Annotated in this window: 13 protein-coding genes and 4 tRNA genes; 7 read left to right on the top strand and 10 right to left on the bottom strand. The window is 58.9% G+C overall.

Annotation, left to right across the window (positions count from 1 at the left end):
• Positions 1-12 precede the first annotated feature (12 nt).
• On the bottom strand, positions 13-1,146 hold the full coding sequence (locus G5221_RS17655; RefSeq protein WP_005339268.1) for an efflux RND transporter periplasmic adaptor subunit: 1,134 nt from the start codon (positions 1,144-1,146) through the stop codon (positions 13-15).
• On the bottom strand, positions 1,143-1,739 hold the full coding sequence (locus G5221_RS17650) for a TetR/AcrR family transcriptional regulator (protein ID WP_005339267.1): 597 nt from the start codon (positions 1,737-1,739) through the stop codon (positions 1,143-1,145). The genes G5221_RS17655 and G5221_RS17650 overlap by 4 nt, the downstream gene beginning before the upstream one ends.
• 232 nt (positions 1,740-1,971) lie before the next feature.
• Between G5221_RS17650 and G5221_RS17645 the strand changes: the two genes are divergently transcribed.
• The 5 genes from G5221_RS17645 to G5221_RS17625 all read left to right on the top strand — a co-directional run bounded on the left by G5221_RS17645 (position 1,972) and on the right by G5221_RS17625 (position 3,129).
• Positions 1,972-2,048 (top strand) — tRNA-Arg (locus G5221_RS17645).
• 51 nt (positions 2,049-2,099) lie between these two features.
• Positions 2,100-2,175, top strand: a tRNA-His gene (locus tag G5221_RS17640).
• A gap of 20 nt (positions 2,176-2,195) precedes the next feature.
• Positions 2,196-2,281 (top strand) — tRNA-Leu (locus G5221_RS17635).
• A 76-nt stretch (positions 2,282-2,357) separates the two neighbouring features.
• Positions 2,358-2,434, top strand: a tRNA-Pro gene (locus G5221_RS17630).
• Between the two features lie 179 nt (positions 2,435-2,613).
• Positions 2,614-3,129 (top strand): ricin-type beta-trefoil lectin domain protein, encoded by a 516-nt coding sequence (locus tag G5221_RS17625; RefSeq protein ID WP_005339265.1) that lies wholly within the window; start codon positions 2,614-2,616, stop codon positions 3,127-3,129.
• Positions 3,130-3,163: 34 nt separating this feature from the next.
• Here G5221_RS17625 and G5221_RS17620 read toward each other — a convergent pair whose 3' ends face one another.
• The 8 genes from G5221_RS17620 to G5221_RS17585 form a co-directional block, all read right to left on the bottom strand.
• Positions 3,164-3,979 carry a Cof-type HAD-IIB family hydrolase gene (locus G5221_RS17620; protein ID WP_005339262.1) on the bottom strand — a complete coding sequence of 272 codons (816 nt, stop codon included), beginning with the start codon at positions 3,977-3,979 and terminating at the stop codon, positions 3,164-3,166.
• A gap of 89 nt (positions 3,980-4,068) precedes the next feature.
• Positions 4,069-5,109, bottom strand: a complete 1,041-nt coding sequence (locus G5221_RS17615) for an alpha/beta fold hydrolase (RefSeq protein WP_421263641.1) — start codon at positions 5,107-5,109, stop codon at positions 4,069-4,071.
• Positions 5,109-5,768, bottom strand: coding sequence for a CatB-related O-acetyltransferase (locus tag G5221_RS17610; RefSeq protein WP_421263640.1), 660 nt, complete (start codon positions 5,766-5,768; stop codon positions 5,109-5,111). Before G5221_RS17610 ends, G5221_RS17615 begins: the two co-directional genes overlap by 1 nt.
• Complete coding sequence (gene trmH / locus G5221_RS17605) at positions 5,768-6,499, bottom strand: tRNA (guanosine(18)-2'-O)-methyltransferase TrmH (RefSeq protein ID WP_042063570.1); 732 nt, start codon at positions 6,497-6,499, stop codon at positions 5,768-5,770. Before trmH ends, G5221_RS17610 begins: the two co-directional genes overlap by 1 nt.
• A gap of 45 nt (positions 6,500-6,544) precedes the next feature.
• Positions 6,545-8,662: a bifunctional GTP diphosphokinase/guanosine-3',5'-bis pyrophosphate 3'-pyrophosphohydrolase gene (spoT, locus tag G5221_RS17600; protein ID WP_317103115.1), complete on the bottom strand. Its 2,118-nt coding sequence runs from the start codon at positions 8,660-8,662 to the stop codon at positions 6,545-6,547.
• Positions 8,663-8,793: 131 nt separating this feature from the next.
• Positions 8,794-9,069, bottom strand: coding sequence for a DNA-directed RNA polymerase subunit omega (gene rpoZ, locus G5221_RS17595; RefSeq protein WP_005307060.1), 276 nt, complete (start codon positions 9,067-9,069; stop codon positions 8,794-8,796).
• Positions 9,070-9,148: 79 nt separating this feature from the next.
• Complete coding sequence (gene gmk / locus G5221_RS17590) at positions 9,149-9,775, bottom strand: guanylate kinase (protein WP_005339253.1); 627 nt, start codon at positions 9,773-9,775, stop codon at positions 9,149-9,151.
• Between the two features lie 300 nt (positions 9,776-10,075).
• On the bottom strand, positions 10,076-11,131 hold the full coding sequence (locus tag G5221_RS17585; protein WP_421263639.1) for a glycosyltransferase family 9 protein: 1,056 nt from the start codon (positions 11,129-11,131) through the stop codon (positions 10,076-10,078).
• Positions 11,132-11,353: 222 nt separating this feature from the next.
• On the opposite strand from G5221_RS17585, the gene G5221_RS17580 reads away from it, so the two are divergent.
• Both G5221_RS17580 and G5221_RS17575 read left to right on the top strand, forming a co-directional pair.
• Positions 11,354-12,067, top strand: coding sequence for a 3-deoxy-D-manno-octulosonic acid kinase (locus G5221_RS17580; protein WP_005357122.1), 714 nt, complete (start codon positions 11,354-11,356; stop codon positions 12,065-12,067).
• A gap of 70 nt (positions 12,068-12,137) precedes the next feature.
• The gene (locus G5221_RS17575) at positions 12,138-13,001 is read left to right on the top strand and encodes a GGDEF domain-containing protein (protein WP_040069586.1); all 864 of its coding nucleotides are present in this window, start codon (positions 12,138-12,140) and stop codon (positions 12,999-13,001) included.

Genomic DNA, 13,001 nt, shown 5'->3' with positions numbered 1-13,001 from the left:
AGATCTCCGCGCTTACAGCATCGGGGTTTGTGCCGGAACGGCCAGGGCATCGTTCTCGACCACATGCACCTTGGTGTCGTTGCTCAGGCGAACCTGACCCGACAGTACGATCTGGTCACCGGCCTGGATGCCGGAGAGCACATGCACATCGTTGCCACGGCGCTCACCGGCCTTGACCACAACCTGCTTGGCTCGCAGCACTTTCACCTTGTTACCCTCTTTGTCGGTCTCTTCGCCCTCTTTGAGCACGTAGACGTTCTGACCGTAAAGGGTGAAGGAGATAGCGCTCTGCGGGATCACGATCTGATCTTTCACCGTCGGCAGAATGATGCTGGCGCGGGCGAACATACCGGAACGGAGCTGACCGTCGTTGTTCGGAATGTCTGCCTGTACCTGGATCAGGCCGCTCTGAAAGTTGACCGCAGGCTCGATAGCGGTGATATGACCATCAAACTGGGTTTGCGGATAGGCATCCACATTGATCTTGATGGTCTGGCCCAGCTTGATTTTGGAGATATCGGTCTGGGGCACGGTGAAGCGCAGGCGCATCACGCTGGTATCCTCCAGGCGCACGATATCGGTGCCCGGTTGCAGATACTGACCGAGGAACACATTGCGCAGGCCGACCACGCCGCTAAAGGGCGCACGCACTTCACGACGGGCAATGGTCGCCTTCAGACTCTCGATATCCGCTTCCAGCGAGCGATAGGCCGCTTCAGCTTCATCCAGCTGCTCTTTGGAGATGGAGCTGGTCTTGTAGAGGTTCTGGAAACGATCGAACTTGGCTTTTGCCGCCGGCAGCTTGGCCTGGGAGGCGCGCAGATTGGCCCGCTCCACGGTAGAGTCCAGACTCAGCAGCAGCTGGTCAGCCTTGACCGGTTTGCCTGACTCGAAGGTGATGGCATCAATGGTGCCGGCCAGTTCGGTGGAGAGGGTCACCCCCTGATTCGGCTCGATGAAGCCGATCGCTTCGATGGTCGGTACCCAATCCTGCGCCTTGGTCACCATGGCAGTGACGGGGAACTCGGGTTCCGGCCGGTTGGCCATGTATTGGGCAATCATCTTCTGCTTGAACAAATTGAAGCCGATGACGCTGCCAAACAAGGCGATCGCTATCAGCAACATAATGGCCATCCACTTTTTCATGAACAGGCTCCTGAGGTGGAAAGATTGGGGGATAAAATGGCATTCCAGCTGGCCCGGATCGCGGTTTCCAACTGCGATTCGGTCAGCGTGATGTTGTGCACCCTGCACTGCAGGGCCAGATGCATGACACTGTCCAGACTCAACACCTGGAGTGCCCGTATCGGTAAATCAATAAACAATCCTTGTTCAACGCCCTGTTCAAAAAATCGGTCCAGAGGCTCCCAGGCAGCCAGAATGACAGGATTGGTCTCCAATTCTGCCCCTAGCGGAGAGCTCTCGTACTGCAATTTGCACCGGATAGCGTTGGGTTCGTTAACAAAAATGGCATGAATATTGAGCCATAATTGGCGAAATTGTTGAAATGAAACTTTATCGATTGCTACATCGGCCATGACCATGGGCACACACTGCAAGATAGTGTGCTGGTGCAGTTGCCGGATCAGATCATCCTTGTCGCCGAAGTAGCGATAGATGGTACCGGTGGCAACATTGGCCTTCTTGGCGACTTCCGCAATCGACAGACCATGAAAACCCCGTTCACCCAGCACCTCATGGGCCGCGTTGAAGATGCTCTCTTTTTTATCCAGAATCATCAGTGTGACTTTCGATTGAATGAACGTTCATTCATTCTAGATGGGCATCAAATCAAGTCAAGGCAGCAAGGCGATTTGCGACTGCGATCTGCCCCTTTTAGGCTGTCAGCTGGGGAATAGTGGAAGAAAAGTGCGCAATGTGCTTGAAAAAACAACGAACAGTGTTTCGGTGGCAGAAAAGTGTAGACAAACCAGCAACCATCATTAATAATGCGCCCCGTTCGACAGCGTAGCGCCCGTAGCTCAGCTGGATAGAGCGCTGCCCTCCGGAGGCAGAGGTCACAGGTTCGAATCCTGTCGGGCGCACCATAAAAAGTGCGTAGGTTAAACGGGCGTTGTTGTGGAACGAAAACAGCTGTGGTGGCTGTAGCTCAGTTGGTAGAGTCCCGGATTGTGATTCCGGTTGTCGTGGGTTCGAGCCCCATCAGCCACCCCATTTTACAGCTTGTCAGGTACGCGAAGGTGGCGGAATTGGTAGACGCGCTAGCTTCAGGTGTTAGTGCCCCCCGGGTGTGAGGGTTCGAGTCCCTCTCTTCGCACCATACTTGCTGTATGACGAGGATGACCATCAGGTCGTCTTTGTTTTTTTGAAGTAAACTATTTTGAAAGAAATAGCCTCGGTGATTAGCGCAGTCCGGTAGCGCATCTGGTTTGGGACCAGAGGGTCAAAGGTTCGAATCCTTTATCACCGACCACATTTAGAAAAACCTCGCTTCGGCGGGGTTTTTTGCTTTCTGGCCTCCGCTGGGCCAGTACTCTCTCCCTGTTACGTCTGTTTACACTCTATTTGGGCAGCGCGCCCTGCCTTTCGGTTATGCTTCAGCCTCGAGTCACTGACAACCGGATGTCATCGGCCCATTTCAGGCATTTTTCCATGAATAACAAAATTTCCTTTGCTTGCTCTCCCGCCCTGCTGGCTGCCTTGCTGCTGGGTGGCTGTACCATCAAGCCGCCATCCACCGATGTGATGATGGGCTCCATTGCATCACAACCGCAGGAGGAGCGTTCTCTCTCCCCCTTGCTGACCAGCGGTGATTTTTGCGTTGCGGTGTCCCAACAGAAGGTGTTGGCACAACCTTGCAGCGGAAAAGACGATCAACTATTCGAGTGGGATCTGGGTGAGTTGCGCCTGCAGGATCTCTGTTTGCAAGCCAAAAACGACAGCGAAGTGATGCTGGCACCCTGTGACGGTCAGGCGCAGTGGGAGTGGCAGAAAGACAGGCTGTTCAACAGCAAGGTCTCCCGCTGCCTCGATGTGGCCGGGCGACGCCATACCCCCGGCACGCCGCTGCGGCTGGCTGAATGCTACGGCGGCGCGAACCAGAGCTTCAGCTGGCAGCGGCCCAATCCCTGGCTGGAGACCCTGAAAAAACAAAGCCTCACATGGTGAGGCTTTGCTGAATCGGATGTCGGGATGAAGAGGATCAGGCAGCGCTGACGCTCTCCAGCTCGAACAGCTTCTCCAGATAGACGGCGACGCCATCTTCATCGGAGGTGAGGGTCTGCTCATACTCCGGCAGCGCCATTTTCAGACGGTCATGGGCGTTGCCCATCACGATGCCGCGTCCCACCATGGTCAGCATCTCGAAGTCGTTCATGCCATCGCCGAAGGCGATAGCCTCCGACATATCGAACCCGTTCTGCTCCAGCACGGCACGCACCGCATTGCCCTTGTGCACCCCGGCGTGCATCACTTCGAGGCAGTCCGGCAGGGAGAAGGTGACGTTGAGCTGGTCGCCGTAGCGCTGGTTGAGGTGCGCCTCGATCTTCAGCAGTTTCTCGTGGTCGCCGATGTAGAACACCTTGTTGATCTGCTCTTTCGGTTCCTGCTTCAGGTCATCGACCAGACGGTAGGTGAACCCTGACTCGTCGTGGAACTGCAGCAGCCAGGGCAGCTCCTCTTCCACCACCCAGTCATCACCCTGATAGACATTGAGGTGGATAGAGGGGTCGCGCTCCAGCGCAATCAGTTCGGCGGCGATCTCGGTCGGCAGCGGCTGGTTGAAAATCAGCTGGTCCTGTTTGTCATGGACCACGGCGCCATTGGAAGTAATGAGGTAGATGTCCATCCCCAGCGCATCGCGGAAGCTGCGAACGTCAACATGATGACGGCCGGTGGCGACCACGAATTTCACACCTTGTTCTACCAAGCGGTGCAGGGTATCCCGGGTACGGGGAGAGATCTGGTGCTGCTTGTTGAGCAGAGTGCCATCGAGATCGGATACAACTACCTTGAACATCATTACCTCGGCATCGATTGAAAACAGGGGCAGTTTACCTTAGCCCGCACTGTCACCCCATTTATTTAGGGTTACAAAAAATAGCCAGCTCAGAAGCGGGCGAAAAAGTCGACCATCGCGGTCAGGGCGGGCTGGCGCTTGTCATCGGATTCGATAAACAGCTCGTGCCAGGCCCCCTCGATGCGCAGTGGTTTGCCCCCTTCGCACTTGGCAATGGTGCAGAAGCGATCCTGCGCGGCATTGTCCACCACGCTGTCGTTGCCAGCTTGCAGCACCAGCAGCGGGGTTTTGATGGCGCCCGCATCGGCGATGGCAGCATCGGCACCTGTGATCCCCTGATAAATCCAGTGGGCGGTCGCACCACCCAGCTTGATCTGCGGGTGCTGTTCGTAGATTTGGCGGAACGCCTGATAGCGGGGCTGGCTGTGAGTCAGTTCGTTATCGGCAAAGCCGTGATCCTGATAGGCTCCCTGACCGGGGCCGTAGGGAGGCTCACCAATCCAACCGCCGACCGTGCCTATGGTGCTCGCCAATCCCTTGGCCAGCCACTTGGGCAGACCGCCGAGATTGATGCCCAGCATGGGGGAGGAGAGCACGGCCGCCTTGATATCATCGGGCCAGCGTTCCAGATAGCGGGCCGAGATGGCGCCGCCCATGGAGTGGGCCAGCAGGAACAGCTTGGCAGGCTGGTCCGCCATGATGATCTGGTCGTGAAACTGCTTGAGATCGACCACATAATCGTCGAACTGGTCGACATATCCCTTCTGAGGGTCATTCAGCATCCGGCCAGACATCCCCTGACCGCGATGGTCGATGAGATAGAGGCTGTAGCCCTGACGCCAGAGATCCCACGCCAGCTCCTGATACTTGAGGTAGCTCTCGACCCGGCCATTGACGATGAGGATGGCGCGATCGACCTTGGCTTGCCGTAGCGCGGCATAGCGGATGGTCACCCCATCCTTGCCCTTGAACTCCCCTTCAACCGCATGCTGGCGCCAGAAGTCGGGCAGGGTTTGCTGGTAGAGGCTGGGTACATCGGCTTCGCTGGTGAGCTGATGGGTATTGGTCACGGCAAGGGCTCCGGCAGAAAACAGGGTCAGGGCCAACAGGGAAAGAGAGAGGGGTTTCATCAGGCACACTCCTGTTGCCAATGGTGATAAAGGGCGGCGATATCCCCCGAGCAGAGTAGCGCCATGCTGGCTTGCAAGCGGGGCAGGGGCCAGTCCCACCACTGCATCTCTTGCAGCATGAGGATGTGCTCATCGCTGAAACGGCGGCGGATCTGTTGGGCCGGGTTGCCGCCGACTATGGTGTAAGGGGCCACATCCCTGGTCACCACGGCGCGGGTGGCGATGACGGCGCCGTCACCTATGGTGATGCCGGGCATGATCATCGCTTCCGAGCCGATCCAGACATCGTTGCCAATCCGGGTGTCCCCCTTGCGCAGAAAGCCGCTGCGGGCCCCTTCGCCAAAGGTGTCGGGGTTGAACGGGAAGGTGGAGACCCAATCCAGCCGGTGGCCCTGATTGCCCGCCAACATGAAGGTGGCGCCCGAGCCGATGGAGCAGAATTTGCCGATGATCAGCCGGTCCACCTCGCCCCAGAGGCCGCTCTCCCAGGTGTCGCGGGTCGAGCCATCGCCGAGCAGGTAGCGGACGCAGTGATCCTCGAACGGCTTGCCGTGGTAGTAGCCGGAGTAGTAGCTGTAGTCGCCGGCCTCTATGTTCGGGTTGGTCAGGTGATCCCGGATGATTTGCGATTCCAGCCAGCTGCCAAAAGGGTTATCCATCACTCCTCCTGCGGATCGTCCTGTTCGCTCTGCTGCGCCCACCCTTTGCGGGTCAGCTGCATCCGTTGCCACCACTCTTCGTCCGCCAGAATTTCACCGGCCGGGCCGAGCTGGGGGTAGGGCATCTCTTTCTCTTTGCAGAGCTGTGCATAGATAGGATAACCCCCCTCGAACAGGATGCTGTTCTGCTCCTCCAGCGTGAGCGGGCAGCCGCGTTGATAGCAACCGGCCAGCTCGCGTTGGCGCTGCGCCTCGTAGAGGATGGCGGCTGCGGCGACCGAGACGTTGAGGGACTGCACCATGCCCACCATGGGGATGACGATATGATGGTCGGCCAGCGCCAGCGCCTCTTCACCGATGCCGTGCTTCTCCTGGCCCACCAGAATGGCGGTCGGCTTGGTGTAGTCGATGGCGCGAAAATCGACCGAGCTGTCGGAGAGATGGGTTGCCAGGATCTGCATGCCGGAGGCTTTCAGCTCGGCTACCGCGCTGCCGATGTCCGGGTGCAGTTTCACGTCCACCCAGTTCTGGCTGCCGCGGGCAGTCCCCTTGCGCTTGTGGATCCAGGTTTTGGGCCAGACCGCGTGTACCCGATGGATGCCGATGGCATCGGCGGTACGCACGATGGCAGCCAGATTGTGAGGTTTATGGACCTCTTCCATGCAGACGGTCAAATCGAGCTGACGCTGGGCCAGCATATCGGTGATGCGCTTGAAGCGTTCGGGGGTCATGATTGTCTCTTAAAAAGCAGCAGGCGGCTTGCGCCGCCTGTGTGATCAGTTCTTCTGTCGGCTCACCTTGAGCACGTTTGGCATCACGCGGATCTTGCGCATGATGTTGGCCAGATGGATGCGGCTCTTGGTGGTGATGAGCAGGCTCACCTGATAGACCCGGCCATCCTTCTCTTCGGTGCTGATGGCGTGAATATTGGCGCCGGTGGCGGCAATCACGTTGGCCAGCTCGGCCAGCGCACCCTGATGGTTGACGATCTCGATGCTGATGCCTGTGCGGAACTCCTGTTCCTGCTCCTTGTCCACTTCCCACTGCACCGGCAGGTACTTGTCCGGCTCCTTGCTGTAGCCCTTGATGTTGCGACAGGTTTCCTGGTGGATCACCAGACCCTTGCCCGGGCTGATGTGAGCGATGATGGCATCCCCCGGGATGGGGCGGCAGCAGTTGGCGAAGGTGACCAGCATGCCGTCAGCACCCTTGATTGGCATCTTCTTGCTGCTGGATTTGGGTTGCTCCTCCGGCGGTAGTTCATCCCCCAGCATGCGGCGCGCCACCATGACGCTCATGGCGTTGCCGAGGCCTACATCGGCCAGCAGCCCCTGCAGGTTCTCGTGCTTGGTATCGGCCAGTACCTGCTTGATGCGTGGCTCGGGGATGTCTTCGATGTTCTTGGCGCCCAGCGCGTGGTTGAGCAGGCGGCGACCCAGCACCACCGACTCTTCGGTGCGCAGGTTCTTGAGGAACTGGCGGATCTTGGAGCGTGCCTTGGTGGTCACCACGAAGTTGAGCCAGGCTGCATTGGGGCGGGCGCCCGGCGCCGTGATGATCTCCACCGTCTGGCCCGAGTGCAGCGGACTGCTGAGCGGGTAGGGGTGGCGGTCGACCCGCGAACCGACACAGGCGTGGCCGATGTCGGTGTGCACCGTGTAGGCGAAGTCCACCGGCGTGGCGCCAGCGGGCAGTTCCATGATGCGCCCTTCTGGCGTGAACACGTAGATCTCGTCGGGGAAGAGGTCGGTTTTGACCCCTTCGATGAATTCAAACGAGCTGCCGGCGCTCTGCTGCAATTCCAGCAGGCTCTGCATCCAGCGCTGGGCGCGGATCTGGGCGGTAGTGCCCGAGCTGTCGCCATCCTGCTTGTAGGCCCAGTGGGCGGCAACCCCTTTGTCGGCCATCTGATCCATGAACTCGGTACGAATTTGCACCTCCACCGGTACCCCGTGCGGCCCCACCAGCGAGGTGTGCAGCGACTGGTAGCCGTTGGTTTTGGGGATGGCGATGTAATCCTTGAAGCGGCCGGGGCGCGGCTTGTAGAGGCTGTGCATCTGCCCCAGCACCCGGTAACAGGTATCTATGTCCTTCACCTTGACCCGAAAGGCGTAGATATCCATTACCTCATGAAATTGCAGCTCTTTTTTCTCCATCTTGTTGTAGATGGAGAAGAGATTCTTCTCGCGGCCACTGACCTGATGCTCGATCCCCGCCTCTTTCAGGCGACCGCTGATTTCGCTCTGGATGGAGTCGATGATCTCGCGGCGATTGCCACGGGCGCGGCGCACCGATTCGCGCAGCACGCGGGATCGCATCGGATAGAGCGCCTCGAAGCCCAGCTCTTCCAGCTCGTTCTTCATGGTGTGAATACCGAGGCGGTTGGCGATGGGTGCAAAGATTTCGAGGGTTTCCCGGGCGATGCGGCGGCGCTTGTCAGGGCGCAGGGAGCCCAGGGTGCGCATGTTGTGGGTGCGGTCGGCCAGCTTGATCAGAATGACCCGGATATCCTGGGTCATCGCCATCACCATCTTGCGGAAGTTCTCGGCCTGCGCCTCTTTGCGATCGCGAAACTTCAGCTTGTCGAGCTTGGAGACCCCGGCCACCAGTTCTGCAACCGCATTGCCAAACTGTTCGGCCAGATCGGCCTTGGTGACAGAGGTATCTTCGATGACGTCGTGCAGCACGGCGGCCATCAGGGTTTCATGATCGAGGCGCATGTCACCCAGGATCCGGGCAACGGCAACAGGGTGGGTGATGTAGGGTTCGCCACTGGAACGCATCTGGCCCTGGTGGGCATCACGGGCCACCACATAGGCTTGCTTAAGCTTCTCAACCTGCTCTGGTGGCAGGTAGGAACTGGCTATTTCTTTAAGGTTTTCAAATAAATACAAGACAGTCCCCGCAGCGGTGAAACGGCAATTCGTGGAATTGAGGGTATAGCCCTGAGTTTGCGAGGTTTTCGAGCGGTTGTAAATGGGGATGAACAGTCGGCACCCGGGCGGGTGCCAACCGGAGGAATAACTTAACCGCGGCCTTCGGCGATGGCAGCAACGGCAGCCAGCTCGGCGGCTTCCTGCTCTTGCTGTTCGTAGCGGTCCTGGGTGTCCATCACTTGATTGTTCACCAGACCCAGCTCGATCTCACGCAGGGCGATCACAGTCGGCTTGTCGTTCTCTTCGTCGACCAGGGGATCTTTGCCTTGTACCGCGATTTGACGAGCGCGGCGCGCGGCGACCAGCACCAGGTCAAAACGGTTACCTACCTGTTTTACAGCATCTTCTACAGTAACGCGTGCCATGCAGGACTCCAGTGTTTGGGCTTTCTGTATTTAGAAAAGCAGTGTTTAAAAATGACGCAAAAGTTTACTTGTTTTTGGCTTACTCTGCCAGTAGCTGTTGCAGCAAGTTTTTTTGAGCCTGTTGCTGGTGACGCATCTCCAGCCGTTGGCACTCAATAATGGACCTGAGCTGGAACAGCGCCTGCTCGAAGTCTTCGTTGATAATGACATAGTCATACTCGTCGTAGTGCACCATTTCGGCAATGGCTTTCGCCATCCGGCCGGCAATCACTTCGGCGCTGTCCTGACCGCGCCCAATCAGGCGGCGCTCCAGCTCTTCGCGGCTGGGGGGCAGGATGAAAATGGATTTGGTCGGCATCTGCTCGCGGATCTGGCGGGCACCTTGCCAGTCGATGTCGAGGAATACGTCGATCCCCTTGGCCAGACAGGCTTCGATGGCGGCGCGGGAGGTGCCGTAGTAGTTGCCGAACACTTCGGCCCACTCCAGAAAATCACCACGCTCGATCAGTGCCTTGAACTCTTCCACCTGAACGAAGTGGTAGTGGACGCCGTGCTCTTCGCCAGGGCGGGTGGCGCGAGTGGTGTGGGAAACCGATAGCTGCATCTTGCCAGCTTGATTGTGGTTGGTCAGCAAGGCATTGAGCAGACTGGATTTACCAGCGCCGCTCGGAGAAGAGATGATATAGAGAGTGCCTTGTTGCGCCATATTATTACCTTTAATCGAAACCGCTGTTTTGGTTGTAGCAGAGACCGCCGTCTTGTGCCCGAAAGGGAGACAGCCAAACGCAAAACGCGGAAAATTCTTGAGTCAGGAGGATGTAAAGGCGGCGAATTTTACCAGAATGCGGCGAATAAAAAAACGGCCGGAATCATATTCCAGCCGATCAAAGTATTCGTAGCTTGCTGCGGGAGCGTAACCCACATCAGCCTGCATTGTGCCTTTGGCTGGGGGCTGAGGCTATCGGGTTATCCCTGCCTGATGGCTCGGAATTCCCGAGTTACCCTGTCAGTTCGGCAGCTGACGATCTGCGCAGAGACGTTCGAAGGCGGCGATCACCTGCTCATGGGTGATCTTGGCCATGGCCTCCGGGTCCTTGAGGCGGGTGCGCCAGCTCAATTCGGCCAGCGGCTTGCCGGTCTCCTGCTCGACCAGCTCCTGATAGACGCTGACCACGTAGTCGCGGCACAGATAAGGGCCGGTGCGGGCCGGATTATGGTGGGCATAGAGGCCGATCACCGGCGTGCCGACCAGGGTCGCCATGTGGGTGGGGCCGGTATCGGGGGCCAGTACCAGACTCGCCTCGCCAATCAGCGCCAACAGCTGCTTGAGGTTGGTCTGGCCAACCAGATCGACCGGCTTGCTCTGGCTGAGTTGCCGGATCTCGGCAGCCAGATCCCGCTCCAGTTTGGCCGGCCCGCCACAGAGATAGACCTGAAAACCCTTGCTGGCAGCGTGATCCGCCAGTGCGGCATAACCCGCAGCCGTCCAGTTTTTGAACGCCTTGCTGGCGGCGGCGCAGATCAGCAGGGTCGGTTTGCCGCCAGTTTTCTCCTTTGCCCAGGCTTGGTGTTCGGCGCTGATGGGCAGTTGCCAATCCGGGGTCAGATCCTTGATGCCGAGCTCTTTGGCAAAGGCGAGGAAACCGTCCAGCACGTGGGGAGAGGCAGGGGATGGCACCTTGTGGTTGGTGAACAGCCACTGGCCGTCGTTGGCCCGCTCCCGATCAAACCCGAGTTTGACCTTGGCCTTGATGCCGAGGGTGGCGATGCTGGCCCGCATCGCCGCCTGCAGGTGGAGCAGGGCATCGAATTTGCGCCCCTTGAGGGTCTGCCAGAGATCGCGATAGCCGCGCCACCCCTTGCTCTTGTCGAAGGGGATCACCTCGACGCCGGGCAGATCGGCAAACAGGGTTGCCTCGATTTTGCCGGTGATCCAGGTGATACGGGTCTGTGGCCACTCCCGCTGGATGACGCGCACCAGCGCCAGTGCGTGGCAGCAATCCCCGATGGCGGAGAGCCGCAGGATGCAGATGGAGGAGGGGGGCGTTTGAAATAGCGGCATGTTGTGGCGCACGGCTGGCAAAAAGGGTGGATGGCATTATGCAAACTCCCCTCTGGATTGTAAAATTGCGCACAATCGTCAGCCAGGATAGGCCGGGCCCAGCGCCATGACCTGTCTCTGCACGTCGTTGATTAAAGGCCACTATTGCGGGCATGCCAGAGCGGCAGCCTCATCGCCAATTGAAAAATTGCGATCCATGACCCACCGAGCGGGATCTCCACGATGCGAGTACAGACCGAACACAACCAGATCTGCTGGTATGCCGAAGGGGCCTTTCGCGACCCCTCTCCCCAGTTATTCGATCCTGCCTGGTGGCAGAACAACCGTCAGGTGGTGGGAACCTCCATCGGGCGGGGGGTGACCTGGTTCGTCAAGGATGAGTCCCGCCATCTGGTGCTGCGCCACTACTATCGCGGCGGCATGGTGGGCAAGGTGGTGCGGGATCGCTTCTGGTTCGAAGGGGTCGAGTCGAGCCGCGCCATGGCCGAATACACCCTGCTGGCCAAGCTGTGCGAGCTGGGGCTGCCGGTGCCGCGTCCGTTTGGTGCCCGCATGGTCAAACAGGGACCCTTCTATCGTGCCGATATCCTGATCGAGCGAATTCGCGGTGCCAAGGATATGGTGGCGTTGCTCAAGCAGGGGCCGGTGGCGACCGAGGTGTGGCACAAGATAGGTCAGACAGTGCGTCAGCTGCACGATGCCGGGGTCTATCACGCCGATCTCAACAGCCACAACCTGCTGCTCGATAAAGAGGGCAAGGTGTGGGTGATCGATTTTGACAAGGGTGCGATCCGCTCCCCCGGCGAATGGCAGAAGGCCAATCTGGAACGCTTGCTCCGTTCATTCAATAAAGAGTCTCAACTGCATACCAGTTTCCACTTCGTACCGGAGAACTGGCAGACCTTGATGAACGGGTATCAGGGAAAAGCGATCTGACCCTGTTGCTCGGCGTGAACGCCAATGTTACTTATTGAGCAGGTATTCAGATCCTGTTTCGAGGCGCCCCATGGAAATGCTCAAGACACCTTTGGTCGATGTGACTGCCCGGCTTGATCCGGGTCTGCTGTCTGATGCCATGGCGCTGCTGGAGGCGGGGATCTGGAGCTGGTCAGCCCAACACGGACTGCAGCGTGATCCCTCCTGCCTGCGCCTGTTGGGATTGGGAGAGTGCTGGCCGGATGATCTCGGCTGGCTGGATCGGGTTCATCCCGACGATGTTGCCCGGCTGGAGGATGCCCTGCTCGCCTGCCAGAGCGGCCGCAGCAGCGGTCTGCGCCTCGAATACCGCATTCTGCATCATCACGGTCACTACATCCGGCTGGAAGAGCGGATGCGTCGCGATGAGCGGGGTTATCTGCTGGGGGTCGTCCGTCACCTCGATCCCGCTGCCGTGCTGGTGGAGGAGCGACATGGCACCGATCCGCTGACCGGTCTGGAGAGCCGTGGCCGTTTCGAGCAACTGCTGGAGGAGCGGCTGGCGACCGAGAGTGGCACTTTCAGTCTGCTGCAGTTTTCGGTCGATCACATGGCCAAAATCCAGCAACTGTTTGGCGAAGCGGCTTGCGACGCCATGCTGGCCAAGCTGGCGCGTATCGTACGCCACGAACTGCGGCGGGAAGATCCCTTTGCCCGCTGGGATGAGGACGGTTTTATCCTGATGCTCTCCCAGACCGAGCGGATGAGTGCGCTGGAGATCGCCGAGCGGCTGCGCCTCGAGATTGCCGATGCCAGCCTGCTGTCACAGCGGCCGGTCACCGTCAGCATCGGGTTGGTGCAGAGTCAGGCTGGCGAGCAGCTCGATCATCTGCTGGCCCGGCTGGCCAGCTGTCACAGTCAGGCCAGACGGGAGCACAACACCGTCGTCGGCTGA

Source organism: Aeromonas sp. 602200 (genome assembly GCF_049173895.1).
Lineage (GTDB): Bacteria > Pseudomonadota > Gammaproteobacteria > Enterobacterales > Aeromonadaceae > Aeromonas > Aeromonas veronii_A.
Note: the sequence above shows the minus strand (reverse complement) of the source record. Positions and strands in the feature narration are given on the sequence as shown.